The 18,999-nt window shown below is 66.2% G+C and carries 17 protein-coding genes; 7 read left to right on the top strand and 10 right to left on the bottom strand.

What is annotated here, in order from left to right; all coding sequences use genetic code 11:
• Nucleotides 1-5 precede the first annotated feature (5 nt).
• Nucleotides 6-950, top strand: coding sequence for a COX15/CtaA family protein (locus AC1DFE_RS19690; RefSeq protein ID WP_476907548.1), 945 nt, complete (start codon nucleotides 6-8; stop codon nucleotides 948-950).
• A gap of 363 nt (nucleotides 951-1,313) precedes the next feature.
• On the opposite strand, the gene AC1DFE_RS19685 is transcribed toward AC1DFE_RS19690, so the two are convergent.
• Entirely contained in the window at nucleotides 1,314-2,261 is a 948-nt protein-coding gene (locus tag AC1DFE_RS19685; protein ID WP_476907547.1) for a heme o synthase, read from the bottom strand.
• Nucleotides 2,262-2,778: 517 nt separating this feature from the next.
• Between AC1DFE_RS19685 and tkt the strand changes: the two genes are divergently transcribed.
• Genes tkt through pgl form a run of 6 tightly spaced genes read left to right on the top strand, consistent with a single transcriptional unit; the run spans nucleotide 2,779 to nucleotide 11,007 of the window.
• Complete coding sequence (gene tkt, locus AC1DFE_RS19680) at nucleotides 2,779-4,896, top strand: transketolase (RefSeq protein WP_476907574.1); 2,118 nt, start codon at nucleotides 2,779-2,781, stop codon at nucleotides 4,894-4,896.
• 30 nt (nucleotides 4,897-4,926) lie between these two features.
• The gene (tal, locus tag AC1DFE_RS19675) at nucleotides 4,927-6,045 is read left to right on the top strand and encodes a transaldolase (protein ID WP_476907546.1); all 1,119 of its coding nucleotides are present in this window, start codon (nucleotides 4,927-4,929) and stop codon (nucleotides 6,043-6,045) included.
• Nucleotides 6,046-6,051: 6 nt separating this feature from the next.
• Nucleotides 6,052-7,686, top strand: a complete 1,635-nt coding sequence (locus AC1DFE_RS19670; RefSeq protein ID WP_476907545.1) for a glucose-6-phosphate isomerase — start codon at nucleotides 6,052-6,054, stop codon at nucleotides 7,684-7,686.
• A gap of 15 nt (nucleotides 7,687-7,701) precedes the next feature.
• Complete coding sequence (gene zwf / locus AC1DFE_RS19665) at nucleotides 7,702-9,261, top strand: glucose-6-phosphate dehydrogenase (protein WP_476907544.1); 1,560 nt, start codon at nucleotides 7,702-7,704, stop codon at nucleotides 9,259-9,261.
• On the top strand, nucleotides 9,258-10,199 hold the full coding sequence (locus AC1DFE_RS19660) for a glucose-6-phosphate dehydrogenase assembly protein OpcA (RefSeq protein ID WP_476907543.1): 942 nt from the start codon (nucleotides 9,258-9,260) through the stop codon (nucleotides 10,197-10,199). The genes zwf and AC1DFE_RS19660 overlap by 4 nt, the downstream gene beginning before the upstream one ends.
• Nucleotides 10,189-11,007, top strand: coding sequence for a 6-phosphogluconolactonase (pgl, locus tag AC1DFE_RS19655; RefSeq protein ID WP_476907542.1), 819 nt, complete (start codon nucleotides 10,189-10,191; stop codon nucleotides 11,005-11,007). The genes AC1DFE_RS19660 and pgl overlap by 11 nt, the downstream gene beginning before the upstream one ends.
• Here the strand turns inward: pgl and AC1DFE_RS19650 are convergent.
• The 9 genes from AC1DFE_RS19650 to rapZ form a co-directional block, all read right to left on the bottom strand.
• The gene (locus AC1DFE_RS19650) at nucleotides 10,978-11,355 is read right to left on the bottom strand and encodes an RNA polymerase-binding protein RbpA (protein ID WP_476907573.1); all 378 of its coding nucleotides are present in this window, start codon (nucleotides 11,353-11,355) and stop codon (nucleotides 10,978-10,980) included. The genes pgl and AC1DFE_RS19650 overlap by 30 nt on opposite strands.
• A 151-nt stretch (nucleotides 11,356-11,506) precedes the next feature.
• Nucleotides 11,507-11,764, bottom strand: coding sequence for a preprotein translocase subunit SecG (gene secG / locus AC1DFE_RS19645; protein ID WP_476907541.1), 258 nt, complete (start codon nucleotides 11,762-11,764; stop codon nucleotides 11,507-11,509).
• Between the two features lie 49 nt (nucleotides 11,765-11,813).
• Entirely contained in the window at nucleotides 11,814-12,629 is an 816-nt protein-coding gene (tpiA, locus tag AC1DFE_RS19640) for a triose-phosphate isomerase (protein WP_476907540.1), read from the bottom strand.
• Nucleotides 12,630-12,724: 95 nt separating this feature from the next.
• Complete coding sequence (locus AC1DFE_RS19635; RefSeq protein WP_476907539.1) at nucleotides 12,725-13,951, bottom strand: phosphoglycerate kinase; 1,227 nt, start codon at nucleotides 13,949-13,951, stop codon at nucleotides 12,725-12,727.
• A 10-nt stretch (nucleotides 13,952-13,961) separates the two neighbouring features.
• A complete protein-coding gene (gene gap, locus AC1DFE_RS19630) occupies nucleotides 13,962-14,972 on the bottom strand; it encodes a type I glyceraldehyde-3-phosphate dehydrogenase (RefSeq protein ID WP_102974296.1) in 1,011 nt (336 codons plus the stop codon).
• A gap of 261 nt (nucleotides 14,973-15,233) precedes the next feature.
• The gene (locus AC1DFE_RS19625) at nucleotides 15,234-15,857 is read right to left on the bottom strand and encodes a superoxide dismutase (protein WP_476907538.1); all 624 of its coding nucleotides are present in this window, start codon (nucleotides 15,855-15,857) and stop codon (nucleotides 15,234-15,236) included.
• A gap of 133 nt (nucleotides 15,858-15,990) precedes the next feature.
• On the bottom strand, nucleotides 15,991-16,971 hold the full coding sequence (gene whiA, locus AC1DFE_RS19620; RefSeq protein WP_476907537.1) for a DNA-binding protein WhiA: 981 nt from the start codon (nucleotides 16,969-16,971) through the stop codon (nucleotides 15,991-15,993).
• A 10-nt stretch (nucleotides 16,972-16,981) separates the two neighbouring features.
• Nucleotides 16,982-17,995, bottom strand: coding sequence for a gluconeogenesis factor YvcK family protein (locus AC1DFE_RS19615; RefSeq protein WP_476907536.1), 1,014 nt, complete (start codon nucleotides 17,993-17,995; stop codon nucleotides 16,982-16,984).
• On the bottom strand, nucleotides 17,995-18,918 hold the full coding sequence (gene rapZ, locus AC1DFE_RS19610; RefSeq protein ID WP_476907535.1) for an RNase adapter RapZ: 924 nt from the start codon (nucleotides 18,916-18,918) through the stop codon (nucleotides 17,995-17,997). Before rapZ ends, AC1DFE_RS19615 begins: the two co-directional genes overlap by 1 nt.
• Nucleotides 18,919-18,999 lie beyond the last annotated feature (81 nt).

Raw genomic sequence — 18,999 nt, 5'->3', positions numbered from 1 at the left:
ATAAAGTGAGCACGGCTTCGCGCCTCCCCCAGTTCGTCGGCCGCCTGGCATCCAAGCTTCCCGTCACCGTCGATTCGACCGTCCGCCGCCTCGCCGTGCTGTCCCTGATCGGACAGACGGTCCTGGTGGTCACCGGCGGAGCCGTCCGGCTGACCGCCTCGGGCCTGGGCTGCCCCACCTGGCCCAGGTGCACGAGCAATTCCCTGGTGAATACCCCCGAGATGGGCATCCACGGGTTCATTGAGTTCGGGAACCGCCTCCTTACATTCGCCCTGGCCGCCGTCGCCGTGCTCATGCTCGTGTACCTGTGGAACCTGCGCAAGGAGCGCAAGGACCTGTTCCTGCTGGCCCTGGGCCTGCTGGCGAGCATCCCGGCGCAGGCCGTCATCGGCGGCATCACGGTTCTCACCCAGCTGAACCCGTGGGTGGTTGGCCTGCACTTCCTGGTGTCCATGGCCCTTGTGGTATTCGCCACGCTGCTGGTCAACCGGGCCTACGGCCGGACGGGCGCATTCCGTGCCCGGCCGCTGGCCGCCCTGCCGGGGGTCCTGCGGCCGGTGATGACCGCCGTCGCGCTTTTCGCTGGTATCGCCGTCATGCTGGGCGTCGTGGTGACAGGCTCCGGACCGCACGCGGGTGACGCCAACGCGCCCCGCAACAACCTGGACTGGGACCTCTTCTCGCACATCCATGCCGTGCCCGCCTACCTGGTCACCGCCGGCACGCTGCTTGCCGTGTACCTGGTGTTTCGCCGCGGGATCTCCGGCATGTTCCGGACGGCCGTGCTGATGGTTCTCGGCGTCACAGTGCTCCAGGGCGTCATCGGCTTCACCCAGTACTACAACGGCATTCCCGCGCTCCTCGTGGGCGCTCACATGTTGGGCGCGGCCCTGCTTATGAGCGCGGCAACCAACGCCGCCGACATCGCCCGCTCCAGCCCCGTCGGGTAGTTCCCCGACGCTCTCTCACTTCCTGCGGCCTTTCCCCCAACGCTCTATCACTTCCTGCAGCCTGGCGGCAGACGCTCTACCACCTCCTGCCGCATGCCAGCGGAGGCCCTGTCACTTCCTGCCGCCTTTCCCTAGGCCCGCCCTTCCGGCCGCGTCGCGGCAGACAAGAAATGCTCCCTCGATGAGGGAGCATTTCTGTTTTCAGTGCCGGATCTGATGGAGCGTCCCGGGAAAACCCGCAGGACCTGATGGAGCGTCGCGGGAAAACCGGCGGGAAGTGATAGGGCGTTGCGGGAAAACCCGCAGGAAGTGATAGAGCGTTTCGGGTGCGCGGGTGCCCGGGTGCTGGGGCGTACTGGTGAGTTAGCCCATCAGGGGCAGGCCGACGAACGGGTCCACTGCCAGCGCGATGAAGAGGAGCGTCAGGTAGCTGATGGAGCCGTGGAAGACCTTCATGGCGCCCTTGTCGGAGAGGTCCCCGCCCTGTGCCCGGTTGTAAAGGGCGTGGGACTCGTACAGGAACCAGGCGCCGGCCAGTACGGCAACAGCGGTGTAGACCCAGCCCGCGTTGCCGGCCGGGATCATGAGCAGCGAGCAGGCAACCATGGCCCAGGCGTACAGGACCACCTGCACGGACACGACCCTGGCGCCGGCGATGGCACCGAGCATCGGCACATTGGCGTTGCGGTAGTCCTCGCCGTAGCGCATGGACAGCGGCCAGTAGTGCGGCGGGGTCCAGAGGAAGATCACCATGAACAGCACGATGGCCGGCCATTCGACAGTGTTGGTCACGGCGGCCCAGGCGATCAGCACCGGGAAGCAGCCCGCGGCGCCGCCCCAGACGATGTTCTGGGCGGTGCGCCGCTTGAGGATCATCGTGTAGATGACGACGTAAAAGACGATGGCGCCGAGTCCGAGCCAGGCGGAGAGCGGGTTGGCACCGAACCAGAGGATGGCGATGGCCGCGGCGCCCAGCAGCCACGCGAAGATCAGGGCCTCGCGCGGCGTGACCTCGCCGGTGACCAGCGGGCGCTTCTCGGTGCGGTGCATCAGCTTGTCGATGTCGCGGTCAATGTAGCAGTTGAAGGCGCCGGCGCTGCCGGCAGCGAACGCGCCGCCCACGAGGGTGGCCAAGATGAGGCCGAGGGACGGGAAGCCGCGTTGTGCGTAGATCATGGTGGGCAGCGTGCTGACCAGAAGGAGTTCGATGACCCTGGGCTTGGTGAGTGCAAGGTACGCCTTCGCCTTGCGGGCTAGTCCGGCTCTTCCGTGGACCCGGGAAGAGGTCAGTGGCGTATCTGTTGTGCTCACGTGGCAGTCACTCTGTTTCTGTCTGGCTGTTCAATCTGATCAGTCGCCCGGACACCGGGTCCGGACTGATCCCTCAACGGCGGTCGACGGGGCTATCGCGTGCTCACATGAGCCCGCCCTGTCCGCCGGTGGCCTCCCGATATCATACCGCGATCCCCCATGGATCGCTGGCATCGGTGTGTGACGGCAAATCACTGAAAATGATTCCTTCGAGCTTGCTTCAATCACATTAACGCAGCCTCACGGCACGGATGATTCACAAAAGAGAAATTGCGTCCAATTGGTGAGATTTTGGCCGCCCGAACTGTGGAATGGAGCTAAGCTGTCTGCAGATCAGCGCGCACTGGGAGACGGGCAAGAAACCGCATTCCAATCCGTCCGGCGTCTGAATGAAGATCAACGTTTCAATGGTGAACGGCTGGTAGACACAAATGCAGCGGGCACCAATTATGCCCTGCCGCTGTGTGTCATAACCGCTTGCCGTTAACACAGAGAGGGGCCCCGTTTCGTGGCACATTTGAAAGAGCAAGAACTGACTTGGACTGACCTCGACCAGCGCGCCGTTGACACTGTGCGTGTTCTGGCCGCCGACGCCGTCGAGAAGGTGGGCAACGGCCACCCCGGCACCGCGATGAGCCTGGCTCCGGCCGCGTATCTTCTCTTCCAAAAGCTGATGCGGCACGACCCGAAGAACCCGGACTGGATCGGCCGCGACCGTTTCGTCCTCTCCCCTGGCCACACGTCCCTGACGCTGTACATCCAGCTGTTCCTCTCCGGCTACGGCCTGGAACTGAAGGACCTGGAAGCACTCCGCACGTGGGGCTCGCTGACCCCGGGCCACCCGGAGTACAAGCACACCGCCGGTGTTGAGATCACCACCGGCCCCCTGGGCCAGGGCCTGGCCTCCTCGGTGGGCTTCGCGTACTCCCAGCGCCGCCAGCGCGGCCTGTTCGACGCCGATGCTCCCGCCGGCGAGAGCCCGTTCGACCACACCATCTGGGTCATCGCTTCCGACGGCGACCTCCAGGAAGGCGTGACCTCGGAGGCCTCCTCGCTCGCCGGCCACCAGGAGCTCGGCAACCTCGTGGTCATCTACGACGAGAACCACATCTCCATCGAGGACGATACCGATATCGCCTTCACCGAGGACGTCCTGAAGCGCTACGAGGCCTACGGCTGGCACACCCAGCGCGTGGACTGGACCAAGACCGGCGACTACAAGGAAGACGTCGAGGAGCTGTACTCGGCGCTGCTGGCGGCCAAGGCGGAAACCTCGAAGCCGTCCATCATTTCGCTGCGCACCATCATCGGCTACCCGGCCCCCAAGAAGCAGAACACCGGCAAGATCCACGGTTCCGCGCTGGGTTCGGAAGAAGTTGCCGCCCTGAAGAACGTCCTCGGCTTCGACCCCGAGAAGTCCTTCGAGGTGGATGAGGACGTGCTGGCCCACGCCCGCTCCGTCGTCGACCGCGGCGCCCACGCCCGCAAGGAATGGGAAGAGTCCTTCTCCGCCTGGCAGGCCGCCAACCCCGAGGGTGCTGCCCTGCTGGAGCGCGTTGAGGCCCGCCAGCTCCCGGCCGGGCTCGACGGCGTCCTGCCGGTATTCCCTGCCGGCAAGGATGTTTCCACCCGCGCCGCCTCCGGCAAGGTCCTGAACGCGATCGGCCCGGTCATGCCGGAACTGTGGGGCGGCTCGGCTGACCTCGCGGAGTCCAACAACACCACGATCGAGGGCTCGCCGTCGTTCGTTCCCGCCGGCAAGCAGACCAACGCCTGGTCCGGCAACCCTTACGGCCGGGTCCTGCACTTCGGCATCCGTGAGCACGCCGCCGCTTCGATCGTGAACGGCATCAGCCTGCACGGCAAGACCCGCGCGTTCTCCGGTACTTTCCTGATTTTCAGCGACTACCAGCGTCCGGCCATCCGCCTCGGCGCCCTCATGGGCGTGCCGTCCCTGTACGTCTGGACGCACGACTCCATCGGCCTGGGCGAGGACGGCCCGACGCACCAGCCGGTTGAGCAGCTCGCGTCGCTGCGTGCGATCGTCGGCCTCGACGTCGTCCGTCCGGGCGATGCCAACGAGGTCGCGGCAGCGTGGAAGACCATGCTCGAGAACCACGAGAACCCGGCCGGCATCGTCCTGACCCGCCAGAACATCCCCACCTACGAGCGTGGCGAGGGCGCGGCCGAGGGTGACACCTTCGGTTCGACCGCTGGCGTTGCCAAGGGCGGTTACGTGCTGGCCGAGGCGTCCAAGGACGGCAAGACCGTGGACGCGCAGGTCATCCTGATCGGCACCGGCTCCGAGGTCCAGCTGGCTGTCGAGGCCCGCGAGGCACTCCAGGCCGAAGGCATCGCCACCCGCGTGGTGTCCATGCCGTGTGTCGAGTGGTTCAACAAGCAGGACGCCGCGTACCGCGAGGCAGTCCTGCCCGCAGCGGTCAAGGCCCGCGTTTCGGTTGAAGCCGGACTTGCCCTGGGCTGGAAGGAATTTGTCGGCGACGCCGGCCGCTCCGTCAGCCTCGAGCACTACGGCGCATCCGCCGACTACAAGCGCCTGTTCCAGGAATTCGGCATCACGGCAGAAGCAGTCGCCGCCGCCGCCAAGGATTCCCTCGCCGGACTCCAGTCCTGACAGCACCCCCACAGTTCAAGGAGATTAGAAATGACTAGCACTCCCACCCAGCAGCTTTCCGACGCCGGCGTTTCCATCTGGCTCGATGACCTCTCACGCGGCCGCCTGAAGACCGGCACGCTGCAGAAGCTGATCGAAGAAAAGAATGTTGTGGGTGTCACCACGAACCCCAGCATCTTCCACGCCGCCATCACCGCCGGCACGGACTACGACGCCACCATCGCGGCCCAGGCCGCTGCCGGCGCCTCCATCGAGGAGACCATCTTCGAGATCACGACGACAGACGTCGCCGACGCCTGCGACCTCTTCGCCCCGGTCGCCGCGGCAACCAACGGCGTCGACGGCCGCGTCTCCATCGAGGTGGACCCCCGCCTCGCCTGGGACACCGCCGGCACCATCGCCGAAGCGAAGCACCTTTACAAGAAGGTCAACCGCGATAACGTCCACATCAAGATTCCTGCCACCCTTGAGGGCCTTGAGGCCATCACGGCAACCCTGGCCGAGGGCATCAGCGTCAACGTGACCCTGATCTTCTCGCTGGAGCGCTACCGGGCAGTCATCAACGCCTTCCAGAGTGGCCTGGAGCAGGCCAAGGACAACGGCCACGACCTCTCCAAGATCCACTCCGTCGCCTCGTTCTTCGTCTCCCGCGTCGACACCGAAATCGACAAGCGCCTGGACGCGATCGGCACCCAGGAAGCCAAGGCCCTCAAGGGCAAGGCCGGCGTCGCCAACGCCCGCCTCGCCTACCAGGTCTACGAAGAGCTCTTCTCCACCGAACGCTGGGCTGTGCTGGCCGAGGCCGGCGCCCTCCCGCAGCGCCCCCTGTGGGCTTCGACCGGTGTGAAGGACCCGGCCTACCCGGACACCCTTTACGTCACGGAGCTCGTTGCCGCCGGCGTGGTGAACACCATGCCGGAGAAGACGCTGGACGCCACGTTCGACCACGGTGTAGTCACGGGCGACACCATCACCAGCGGCTACGATGAGGCGAACGCCACCCTCAACGCCCTCGATGCCCTCGGTGTCTCCTACAACGAGGTCGTCGCCCTGCTGGAATCCGAAGGCCTGGACAAGTTTGTGGCCAGCTGGAAGGAACTCCTGGCAGACGTCGAAGGCGCCCTCGCCACCGCACGGAAGGCTTCCTAACCCAACATGAGCACACTCAGCTACGACGCCACCGGTGCCGCCCGGAAGGCTCTTGAGCAGCACCTGCCCGCCCTCGTGGAAGACCGGGTTGCCACCCGCATTTTCGCCAAGGACCACACCTTGTGGGGTCCGGACGCGGAAGCCGAGTCGGCCGTCCGCCTTGGCTGGGTCGAGGCGGCCACCGTCTCCCGGCCGCTGGTGGACGGCATCCTGGAACTGCGCGATGCCCTGAAGGCCGAGGGGGTGACCCGTATTGTCCTGTGCGGCATGGGCGGGTCCTCTCTTGCTCCTGAGGTCATTGCCGGCACCGCTGGCGTCGAGCTGACTGTGCTGGACAGCACTGATCCCGAGCAGGTCGGTGCTGCCCTCGCGGACCGTCTGAGGGAAACCGCGATCGTGGTTTCCTCGAAGTCGGGTTCCACCCTGGAAACCGATTCGCAGCGCCGGATCTTTGAGCACGCTTTCACCGAGGCCGGCCTGGATGCCAAGAGCCGGATCATTGTGGTGACCGATCCGGGTTCCCCGCTGGAGAAGGCGTCCCGCGAGGCGGGCTACCGCGCTGTTTTCAACGCGGACCCGAACGTGGGCGGCCGCTACTCGGCACTGACGGCCTTCGGGCTCGTCCCCTCCGGCCTGGCCGGGGTGGACATCGCGGCCCTGCTGGACGAGGCTGAGGAAGCCGCCGAGATCCTGAACGAGGACGCGCCTGAGAACATCGGCCTGATTCTGGGTGCGGCGCTGGGCGGCACCAGCCCGCTGCGCAACAAGGTGGTCATCGCGGAGGACGGCTCCGGCATCGTCGGTTTCGCTGACTGGGCCGAGCAGCTCATCGCCGAATCCACGGGCAAGCTCGGCACCGGCATCCTGCCGGTGGTCGCCGGGCCGGACGCTCCGGAGGTCACCTCCGGCGCCGAAGACGTCCTGGTGGTCCGCCTGGTCAGCACGGATGCCGACGTCGAACTCGGTGAGAACGAGGTTGCGATTGCCGGCGGCCTTGCCTCGCAGATGATGGTGTGGGAATTCGCCACGGCCGTGGCCGGGCGCCTGCTGGGCATCAACCCGTTTGACCAGCCCGACGTGGAAGCGGCCAAGGTCGCTGCGCGCGGTCTGCTGGATGCACAGCCGGAACCGACGCCGGCCCGCTTCACCGACGGTGCCATCGAGGTCCGGGGCGGAGAGTGGCTCGGTGACGCCGCATCCGTAAGCGATGCGGTGTCGGCGCTGCTGGGGCAGCTGGACGGCGACGGGTACCTGAGCGTGCAGGCCTACTTCGACCGCCTGGCCTTCGCGCAGCTCGAGGGTGTCCGGGATGACCTGGCCGCCGTGTCCGGCCGTCCGGTCACGTTCGGCTGGGGACCGCGGTTCCTGCACTCCACCGGCCAGTTCCACAAGGGCGGGCCCGCCATCGGTGTTTTCCTGCAGGTCACGGCGGCGTCCGCCCAGGACCTTGCCATTCCGGAACGTCCCTTCACGTTCGGGGAGCTGATCGCGGCCCAGGCCGCCGGCGACGCCCAGGTGCTGGGCGAACACGGGCGGCCCGTCCTGCGCCTGCACCTGACCGACCGTGCAGCGGGCGTTGCCCAGCTGCAGGAGATCGTTTCGTCGCTGGCCGCCAAGGCAGCATCCGCCACTGAGAGCTAAGGCACCGAACAAACCATGCCAGATACTTTGAACGGCAAGAGGTCAGGGGTCAGGGCCGGGAATCCTTTGCGGGATCCGCGGGACCGCCGGCTGAACCGGATTGCCGGACCGTCCTCGCTTGTGCTCTTCGGAGTCACGGGGGACCTCGCCCGCAAGAAGCTCATGCCTGCCGTGTACGACCTCGCCAACCGTGGCCTGCTGCCGCCGAGCTTCGCGCTGGTGGGTTTCGGGCGGCGGGACTGGGACAACGAGGACTTCGCCGCCGAGGTGAAGGACGCGGTGAAGTCCTACGCACGGACCCCCTTTGACGAGGCGGTCTGGAACCAGCTGTCCGAAGGCATCCGGTTCGTGCAGGGCGCGTTCGACGACGACTCCGCGTTTGAGCGGCTCGGCGAGACGATCAAGGAACTCGACGAGAACCGCGGCACCCGCGGCAACCACGCGTTCTACCTTTCGATCCCGCCGAAGGCCTTCGAGCAGGTCTGCCGGCAGCTGTCCAAGCACGGCCTGGCGCAGGCCGAGGGCGAGAAATGGCGGCGGGTGGTGATCGAGAAGCCGTTCGGTCACGACCTCGAGTCGGCCCGGCAGCTGAACGACATCGTGGAGTCGGTGTTCCCGCAGGACGCGGTGTTCCGGATTGACCATTACCTGGGCAAGGAGACGGTCCAGAACATTCTGGCGCTGCGTTTCGCGAACCAGCTGTTCGAGCCGCTGTGGAACGCGAACTACGTGGACCATGTGCAGATCACCATGGCCGAGGACATCGGCACCGGCGGCCGGGCAGGGTATTACGACGGCGTGGGCGCGGCCCGCGACGTGATCCAGAACCACCTGTTGCAGCTGCTGGCCCTGACCGCGATGGAGGAGCCGATTTCCTTCAACGCCGATGACCTGCGCGCCGAGAAGGAAAAAGTCCTCGCCGCCGTCAGGCTCCCCGAGGACCTGTCCACCCACTCTGCCCGCGGCCAGTTCGCCGGCGGCTGGCAGGGCGGCGAGCAGGTCCAGGGCTACCTGGAGGAAGAGGGCATCCCGGCCGACTCGACCACCGAAACCTACGCCGCAATCCGGGTGGACATCAACACCCGGCGCTGGGCCGGGGTGCCGTTCTACCTGCGCGCCGGAAAGCGGCTCGGGCGCCGCGTCACGGAGATCGCGGTGGTGTTCAAACGGGCACCGAACCTGCTCTTCCGCGACCACGGCGACGACGACTTCGGCCAGAACGCCGTGGTGATCCGGGTCCAGCCCGACGAGGGCGCCACAATCCGGTTCGGGTCCAAGGTCCCCGGCACGCAGATGGAAGTCCGCGACGTCACGATGGACTTCGGCTACGGGCACTCCTTCACCGAGTCCAGCCCCGAAGCCTACGAGCGGCTGATCCTGGACGTGCTCCTGGGTGAGCCGCCGCTGTTCCCGCGGCACGAGGAAGTGGAGCTGTCCTGGAAGATCCTGGACCCCTTCGAAGAGTACTGGGCCGGCCTGGGCGAACAGCCCGAGCCGTACGCTCCCGGCAGCTGGGGCCCGGCCTCGGCTGATGAGCTGCTCGCCCGCGACGGACGCACCTGGAGAAGGCCATGATCGTAGACCTGCCGAACACCACCACCTCGAACGTCTCCAAGAAGATCCAGTCCCTGCGCGAGCAAGGCGGCGTGATCGCCCTGGGCCGGGTCCTCACCCTCGTGGTGGTCACCAAGTCCGGGCTCGAGGAAGAAGCGATCGAGGCGGCCAACGAGGCCAGCCGCGAACACCCCTGCCGGATCATCGTGCTCGCCGACGCCGGCTCGTCCGCGCCGAACCGGCTCGATGCGCAGATCCGGGTCGGCGGTGACGCCGGTGCCTCGGAGGTCATCGTGTTGCGGGGGTACGGTGAACTCGCCGAGGAAAGCGAGTCCCTCGTGGCCGCGCTGCTGCTGCCCGACGCCCCGATCGTGGCGTGGTGGCCGCACGGTGCACCGAAAAACGCGTCCGAAACCTCGATCGGACGCATCGCGCACAGGCGCATCACGGACTCGGCGAACGAGGCCGAGCCGCAGGTGGCTTTGGAGAACATCCGGAACACCTACAAGGCCGGTGACACCGACCTCGCCTGGACCCGGCTGACGAACTGGCGGATCCAGCTCGCCGCGGTGCTGGACCAGGCCGACTCCTCGCCGGTGACCGCGGTCGCGGTCGAAGGCGCCTCGGACTCGCCCAGCACCATCCTGCTCGCGGCGTGGCTGACCCTGTCCCTGGACGCGCCGGTCACCATCGTGGCGGACCCGGCTGGCACCGGCATCCGCCGGGTCCGGCTCACCCGCTCCAGCGGCGACGTCCAGCTCTTCCGCCCCGGACTCTCCATCGCCGAACTCACCCAGCCCGGCCAGCCCGCGCAACGGATTTCCCTCCCGCGCCGCAGCCTCCGCGACTGCCTCGCAGAAGAACTCCGCCGCCTCGACCCCGACGAAGTCTTCGGCGAAGTGATTACTATTGGACTGCCACGTACCAATCTAAGGAGTGTCCGTCCCAGTGAGCGCTGAGCCCAGAGTAAGCATCCATCCTGACTCTTCCGTACTCATGGCCGCCATCGCGGCCCGCCTGATCACCAAGCTTGTGGATGTACAGGACCGATTCGGTGAAGCGACGGTGGTGCTTACGGGCGGAACGATGGGCATCGGAACGCTGAAGGCGGTGGCCGATTCGCCGGCTGCCCCTGCAGTGGACTGGGCCAAAGTGAACTTCTGGTGGGGCGACGAGCGCTTTGTGGGCTCCCAGGACCCGGACCGCAATGCGCTCCAGGCCCAGGAGGCGCTTTTGAAGCATATCGATGTTGATCCCGCGCGCGTTTACGTGCCCGGGTCGACGGATGACTTCGAGACCCCAGAACAGGCAGCCGAGGACTACGCGCGCCGTCTCAGCGAGGCGGCAGCAGCCGAGCACGCCGCGGATGCATCGGACGACCGTCCTGAGGAGCCCGGCCGGCTACCCCGGTTCGACGTCGTTCTGCTGGGTGTGGGCCCGGACGCGCATGTGGCGTCCCTGTTCCCGGAACAGGGCGGCATCCGCGAGAAGCAACTGACGGTGGTGGGGGTCCGCAACTCCCCCAAGCCGCCGCCCGAGCGCATTTCGCTGACCCTGCCGGCGATCAACACCTCTGCGGAGGTGTGGATGGTGGTTGCAGGCGAGGACAAGGCCGGCGCGGTGGGCCTGGCGCTGGCCGGTGCAAACCCCGTGCAGGTACCCGCCGCCGGCCCATCGGGCCGGTCCCGGACGCTGTGGCTGATCGACGAAAACGCAGCTTCCCGCGTTCCCGAGCAGTTAGTCAGGAAAGCGCCGGCTGGCTCTTAGCCGCTGCAACGCTCCAGCCAGAACGTCTTCGGCGTCCTGGCTGGAGCGTCTTTCTTTAACGTAGTCCAGATGGCTCTTGAAGCCTTCCTCCTGCACTTCACAGGGCGTTGCCATAGCGGGATTGCGCGACGCCGTCCGGCCACAGCGCCGGCAGTCCCACACCTCCGGAATCTGGTCGTCCGGCAGCTTAAGAAAAACAGGCCGCGTTTCGTGTCCCATGGCGCACCAGTAGGAGACACAAATACGCGGCAGGGGCTCCCCGAGAGGATCATCGCCCTGGTTTTTCAGTCCGGCTCCTTGAATGACACCCACGCGGGTGCCACGGAACCCTGATGAGGTATGCACTATGGGAACTCCCTCGCTACTAATGGCGGCGCTGCCGTTAGATCCGATACCCACAGTTTAGTGCGGAGTTCCCCCGGAGGCATGGAAAAGCCCGGCCCAATCAGGAATGAATCCTGACTGGGCCGGGCTTTCGTGCCGGAAGGCTGCTTCGGGGTTAGGAGTCGGCCACTCCTGTGAAGCGCATCAGCAGGCCGAGCGAAATGATGACCACGCCCCAGGTGACGCCTAGGATGATGGTGAACCTGTTCAGGTTGCGCTCAGCTACACCGGACGAGGCCAGGCCCGAGCTCATACCGCCGCCGAACATGTCCGACAGACCGCCGCCGCGTCCCTTGTGCAGCAGGATGAGCAGGGTCAGCAGAAGGCTGGTAATGCCCAGCAGGATCTGCAGAATCACATGAAGAACGTCCACGACGGCCTTTCCAAAGTTGGTGGATGCGGGAGCGTGCCAGGTGAACGGATTAGCCCGTTACGAGGTGGCTCTCGAACTTGACAATATTAGCAAACTCAGCGGGATCCAGGCTGGCACCGCCCACCAGCACGCCGTCGACATCGCGTTCGTTGAGGATGGCGGCAGCGTTGCTGGCCTTGACCGAACCGCCGTACAGCAGACGGACCTTGCCGGCCACGTCGGCGCCGAAGAGTTCGGTGAGCTCGGCACGGATCGCGGCGCACATTTCCTGTGCGTCCTCCGGGCCCGCAACCTCGCCGGTCCCGATGGCCCAGACAGGCTCGTAAGCGACGACGAGCTCGGCCGCCTGCTCGGCGGTCAGGCCTTCGACGTCGGCGCGGAGCTGGTCCAGCGTGTGCTGGACGTGCGTGCCGGCCTGGCGGATCTCCAGGCCTTCCCCGACGCAGAGGACGGGGATGACGTTGTGGCGGTAGGCCGCCTTGACCTTGGCATTGAGGACTTCGTCCGACTCGCCGTGGATGGTCCGGCGTTCGCTGTGCCCCACGAGGACGTACTTGCAGCCGAGCTTGTTCAGGAACTGGCCGGAGATGTCCCCGGTGTAGGCACCGGAGTCGAACTGGGACAGGTCCTGGCCGCCGTAGGCGATGTTCAGTTCATCGCCCTGCACGAGCGTCTGCACACCGCGGAGGTCGGTGAAGGGCGGGAAGACAGCGGCTTCCACGCGGGTGTAGTCGTGCTTGGCGTCGGACAGTGTCCAGGCCAGCTTCTGCAGGAGGGTGATGCCTTGGACGTGGTCCATGTTCATCTTCCAGTTGCCCGCAATCAAAGGCGTGCGGTCAAAGGTGCCATTGGTTGACGTAGTCACGTGTTCTCCAAAAGTGCCGGTCAAATGTGCTGGTCATGTGAACAGCCGGCAGGGCGCCTTCGCGGTGCGGAAGGTGCCCTGCCGGCTGGTGTGTCTTAGCGGTCCAGAACGCTCAGGCCGGGAAGTTCCTTGCCTTCAAGGTATTCCAGGCTGGCGCCGCCGCCGGTGGAAATGTGGCCGAACTGGCCATCGGCGAAGCCGAGGGTGCGTACGGCAGCCGCGGAGTCGCCGCCGCCGACCACCGTGAACGCGTCAGTCTCCGTCAGCGCCTGGGCGATGGCCCGGGTGCCCGCGGAGAACGCCTCGAACTCGAAGACGCCCATGGGACCGTTCCAGAACACCGTCTTGGCGGCCTTGATCTGCTCTGCGAATGCCTTGGCAGAATCCGGCCCGATGTCCAGGCCGATGCCCTGTGCCCCGAAGCTGCTGCCTTCGATGGCGTCAGCGCTGACCGTTTCATGGTCGGCGTCGGCGGCGAACTTGGCTGCAACCACGACGTCCGTGGGGATCACGAATGCCGTACCGGCGTCGGCTGCGCGCTTGAGGTAGTCCTGCACGACAGGGATCTGGTCCTCTTCCAGCAGGCTGCCAGCCACTTTGTGGCCTTCCGCTGCCAGGAACGTGAACAGCATGCCGCCGCCCACCAGGATGGTGTCAGCCTTGCCGAGCAGGTTGTCGATGACCGCAAGCTTGTCCGAAACCTTGGAACCGCCGAGGACCACAACGTAGGGACGCTGGGTGTCTGCGGTCAGTTTCCGGAGGACTTCCACTTCGGTGCCCACAAGATCGCCCAGGTACGACGGGAGCCGGGTGGCGACGTCGTAAACGCTGGCGTGCTTGCGGTGCACGGCGCCGAAGGCGTCGTTCACGAAGGCGCCGTTGTCACCGGTCAGTCCGACCAGCTCGTCGGCGAAGGCACCGCGTTCGGCCTGGTCTTTGCTGGTCTCGCGTGCGTCGAACCGCACGTTCTCGAGCACCAGGACCTGGCCGTCCTGCAGCGCACCCGCCTTTTCCTTGGCCGACGGTCCCACGGTGTCGTCCGCGAGGGAGACAGGGAAGGACGCCAGCTCGGCCAGGCGGGCGACCGCCGGCTTGAGGGAGTACTTGTCTTCAGGGGCGCCCTTGGGGCGGCCGAGGTGGGCTGTTACCAGCACGCGGGCACCGGCGTCCGTGAGCTTTCCCAGCACTGGCAGTGAGGCCCGGATGCGGCCGTCGTCAGTCACTGTAGAGCCGTCGAGCGGCACATTCAGGTCACTTCGAACCAGAATGTACCGCCCGCGGACACCTTCAGCGATCAGTTCGTTGAGGGTGTGAGATGTCATGTAGCTAACCCTAGCCCAGCTTTGCCGCGACAAGCTCCGTGAGGTCCACGAGGCGGTTTGAGTAGCCCCATTCGTTGTCATACCAGGAAACAACCTTGACCTGGTTGCCAATGACCTTGGTCAAACCGGAGTCAAAGATGGACGACGCCGGGTCGCCGACGATGTCCGAGGAGACGATCGGGGCGTCGGTGTAGGTCAGGATGCCCTGCCACTCATCGGACTCTGCGGCCTTCTTGAGCGCTGCGTTGACTTCCTCGACGGTGGTCTCGCGGGAGACCGTGACGGTGAGGTCGGTGGCGGAACCCGTGGGGACCGGAACGCGGATGGCGTAGCCATCCAGCTTGCCCTTGAGCTCCGGCAGGACCAGGCCGATGGCCTTGGCGGCACCGGTTGACGTGGGAACCATGTTGATGGCGGCGGCGCGGGCACGGCGGAGGTCATTGTGCGGGCCGTCCTGCAGGTTCTGGTCTGCGGTGTACGCGTGAACGGTGGTCATCAGGCCACGCTCGATGCCGAAGGTGTCGTTGACAACCTTGGCCAGCGGGCCGAGGCAGTTGGTGGTGCAGGAAGCGTTGGAGATGATGTGGTGGTTCTCGGGGTCGTACAGGCCGTCGTTGACGCCCATCACGATGGTGATGTCCTCGTCCGAAGCGGGAGCGGAGATCAGAACCTTCTTGGCGCCGGCCTCGATGTGCTTCTTGGCAGCGGCTGCCTTGGTGAAGAAGCCGGTGGACTCGATGACGATGTCGACGCCGAGGTCCTTCCAGGGCAGGTTTGCGGGGTCGCGCTCGGCCAGGACCTTGATGGCGTTGCCGTTGACGACAAGGTTGCCTTCCTTGACCTCGATGGTTTCGGCCAGGCGCCCGCCGACGGAGTCGTACTTGAGCAGGTGGGCCAGCGCCTCGGGGCTGGTGAGGTCGTTGACGGCAACGATCTCAAGGTCCGCACCTTGAGCAAGTGCAGCGCGGAAGTAGTTGCGGCCGATGCGGCCGAAGCCGTTGATACCAATACGGGTCGTCACTTTTAGTCTCCTTTGTGCCTTGGAAGCACAACTAGTAAGCGGGCGTTCAAGCCAACTAACAGATCCCGCACGCCATTGGGCAGAGATATTTTTCAGATCGGAGGGCGACCAGCCTCATTGCTGAAGGCTAACCGCCTTCCGTGATCCATCTTACGTTTAACTAGGTCTGCCCCCGCAAGTGCGGGGGCAGACCGTCCATGATTCGGCCCTAAAGTCGCCGAATGTGAAGTTTGTTACTGCTTTGTGTACGCAGGGTCACACCTAGAGGGTGATGAGACCCGTCGCGTTGGCGCGGGCCGCAGCGAAGCGCGCGGCCACGTCAGCCCAGTTCACGATGTTCCAGAACGCCTTGACGTAGTCGGCCTTGACGTTGACATAGTCCAGGTAGAAGGCGTGCTCCCACATGTCCAGCATCAGCAGCGGGGTGGTGCCCAGCGCGACGTTGCCCTGCTGGTCGTAGAGCTGCTCAATAACAAGGTTGCCACCGATGGGCTCGTAGGCCAGGAAGCCCCAGCCCGAACCCTGCAGGCCGAGGGCGGCGGCGGAGAACTGGGCGCGGAAGGCATCGAACGAACCGAAGGCGTCGTCGATGGCAGCGGCAAGCTCACCTTCGGGCTTGTCCCCTCCGTCCGGGGAGAGGTTGTTCCAGAACACGGAGTGGTTGATGTGGCCGCCGGTGTGGAAAGCCAGATCCTTGGAAAGCCGGTTGATGTTGGCGAAGTCGCCCTTTTCGCGCGCCTCGGCCAGCTGGGCCAGCGCGTTGTTGGCGCCCGTCACGTACGCGGCGTGGTGCTTGCTGTGGTGCAGCTCCATGATCCGTGCAGAGATGTGGGGCTCGAGCGCTGCGTAATCGTAGCTGAGTTCGGGCAGAACGTACTCGGTCACAAAATCCTCCAATGTCGTGGACAGTTTGTCCGGTTTTGCTAACTCTCGGATTGTGCATCCCGGATGACGGGTCATCCGGAAAACTGCGATGTCGGCAACCGCCGCCACCTGGTCTTGATTCTATGGGCGCCGTTCACTCGTCCAGCATTTCCGGCGTCACATTGGCATCCGTGCCCGGGATGCCAAGATCTGTGGCACGTTTGTCTGCCATGGCCAGCAGCCGGCGGATGCGTCCGGCGATGGCGTCCTTCGTCATGGGCGGATCGGCGAGCCGGCCAAGTTCGTCGAGGCTGGCCTGCTTGTGGGCCACCCGCAGCGCGCCGGCGTACTTGAGGTGGTCCGGGACGTCGTCGCCGAGAATCTCCAGGGCCCGGTCCACCCGCGCGCCGGCGGCCACGGCGGCCTGCGCGGAGCGGCGAAGGTTGGCGTCGTCGAAGTTGGCGAGCCGGTTCGCGGTGGCCCGGACTTCCTTGCGCATGCGCCGCTCTTCCCAGACCATGAGCGCGTCGTGGGCACCCATCCGGGTCAGCAGCGCGGCGATGGTGTCGCCGTCGCGGATCACCACGCGGTCCACTCCCCTGACTTCCCGGGCCTTGGCCTGGATGCCCAGCCGGCGCGCCGCGCCGACCAGCGCCAGGGCGGATTCCGGACCGGGGCAGGTGACCTCCATGGACGAGGACCGGCCCGGTTCCGTCAGGGAGCCGTGCGCCAGGAAGGCGCCGCGCCAGACCGCTTCGGCGTCGGCCGCCGAGCCATTGACGACGACGGACGGCAGCCCGCGCACCGGCCGTCCCCGGCCGTCCAGGAGGCCCGTCTGGCGTGCCAGCGCCTCGCCGTCGCGGACGACGCGCACCACGTACCGGCTGCCGCGGCGCAGGCCGCTGCCGGAGACGACGATGATCTCGCTCTGGTGCCCGTAAACCTCGGCGATCGCGGCGCGCAGGCGCCGGGCGGTGGATGCGAGGTCCACCTCGGCCTCGATGACGATCCGGCCGGAGATGATGTGCAGTCCCCCGGCGAAGCGGAGCATGGCCGAGACCTCAGCCTTGCGGACTGACGATTTCTTGATATCCAGGCGGGAGAGTTCTTCCTTGACTGATGCTGTCAGTGCCATGGCACCTTTCCTAACTATTCCCGAAAATATCCTGGTAGGCCGTGGCCAGCCGCAAGGGGTCGTGGACCGGTCGCCGGCCCGAAGCCCCTACTTTACCCAAGACAACCTCCGCGCCGATCATCCCCGCGGCCCGCTCAAACTCGGCCAGGTCCGAAATGGAGGCCGGGTCCGCCAGCACCACGTCCGCGCTGAACTCGGGCGCGTAGTCGCGCAGGACGTGAAGGTGATCCGCGGCGGACATGCCCGAGGTTTCCTTCGTGTCCATGGCGAGGTTCATGGTGAGGCAGCGCTTGGCCGGCGTATCGCAGAGCGCCTGCCGCATTTCCGGCAGGAGGAGGTGCGGCAGCACGGAGGTGTACCAGGAGCCGGGGCCCAGCACCACCCAGTCGGCAAGCTCGACGGCGGTCAGGGCTTCAACGCAGGCGGGCGCCTGTTCGGGAAGCAGCCGGACGCTCTCCAGCGATCCGGCCACGGCGCAGCGGGCCTGCCCGGTGATGGTGGTGACCGTGCTGCTGCCGTCCGGGGCGGCAACGCGGACATCGCCTTCGATGGTGAGCGGAACGGTGGACATGGGCAGCACCTGTCCGCGGGCGCCGAGCAGGGCACCGGCCCATTTCAGGCCGGCGACCGCGTCGCCGAGAAGTTCCCAAAGGGTGACGATCAGGAGGTTGCCCATGGCGTGTTCATCCAGCGAGGCACCGCCGCGGGCGGACCGGAACCGGTGCTGCATGACGTCGCGCCAGGTACGCCCCCAGTCCGTGTCATCGCACAGGGCCGACAGGGCCATCCGGAGATCACCGGGCGGAAGGACGCCGTACTCCTCGCGGAGACGGCCGGAGGACCCGCCGTCGTCCGCCACGGTGACCACCGCTGTCAGTTCGGAAGTAAGCAGCCGCAGCGCCGAGAGGGAGGCCGAAAGGCCGTGACCGCCGCCGAGCGCGACAACGGTGGGTCCCTTGGCCTGTTGGGAACCGGCCAGGCCGGCCGGCGGAATCAGGGGCAACGGGCCGGTGAGAACGCCCATTACTCGCGGCCCAGGTCCCGGTGCGTCGTGGTCACGGTAACGCGGGGATACTGCGCGAGCCGTTTGGAGAGCTCCATGGCGACCGCCACCGAGCGGTGCTTTCCGCCCGTGCATCCGACGGCGATCGTGGCGTAGTGCTTGTTCTCGCGGCGGTACCCGTCCAGGACAGGCTCCAGGGCCAGGACGTACCTCTCGACGAAGTTCGGAACGCCCTCGGCCCCGAGGACATACTCGCTGACGTCCTGGTCCAGGCCGGTATGGGGCCGGAGCGCGGGCACCCAGTGCGGGTTCGGGATGAACCTGACGTCAGCCACATAGTTGGCGTCCACGGGGAGGCCGTACTTGAAGCCGAAGCTCATGATGTTCAGGCGGATAGCGATCGGCCCGGTCTCGGTGAACAGTTCTGTGATGGCGGTGGCGAGCCCGTGCACGTTCAGGGACGAGGTGTCCAGGACAAGGTCCGAGGAATCGCGCAGCTCCTTGAGGAGTTCGCGTTCCGCAGCGATGCCGTCCAGGATCCTGCCGCCCCCCTGCAATGGGTGCGGGCGCCGGCCCTGTTCGAAGCGGCGCACCAGCACGTCGTCGCTGGCGTCGAGGAACAGCACCCGGAAGGTGACGCCGCTGGCTTCGAGGGCCCGCAGTGCCGCGCGGATGTCGGCGAACAGCGCCTTGCTGCGCACGTCCATCACCACGGCCAGCTTGGGAATTGACTGCGGGGCGTGGGACACCAGCTCGGCAAGGGTCCCCAGCATCTGCGGCGGCAGGTTTTCGACGACGTACCAGCCGTGGTCCTCAAGCGCATCGGAGGCGGTGCTGCGGCCTGCGCCGGACATTCCGGTCACGATGAGCAGTTCCGCTTCGGCGGGCTTGACCGGTGTCAGGGCGTCCTCTTCCGTGCTGGACTCCGCCGTCGACTCTGCCATTGATTCCAGCCTCATTCCTGCTGTTGCTTCCCGTGTGCAGTCTCTGCGCGGTCAGCTGATTGCGGCACACGCCGATTTCCC

The organism is Arthrobacter sp. 05T423 (genome assembly GCF_056396245.1).
Note: the sequence above shows the minus strand (reverse complement) of the source record. Positions and strands in the feature narration are given on the sequence as shown.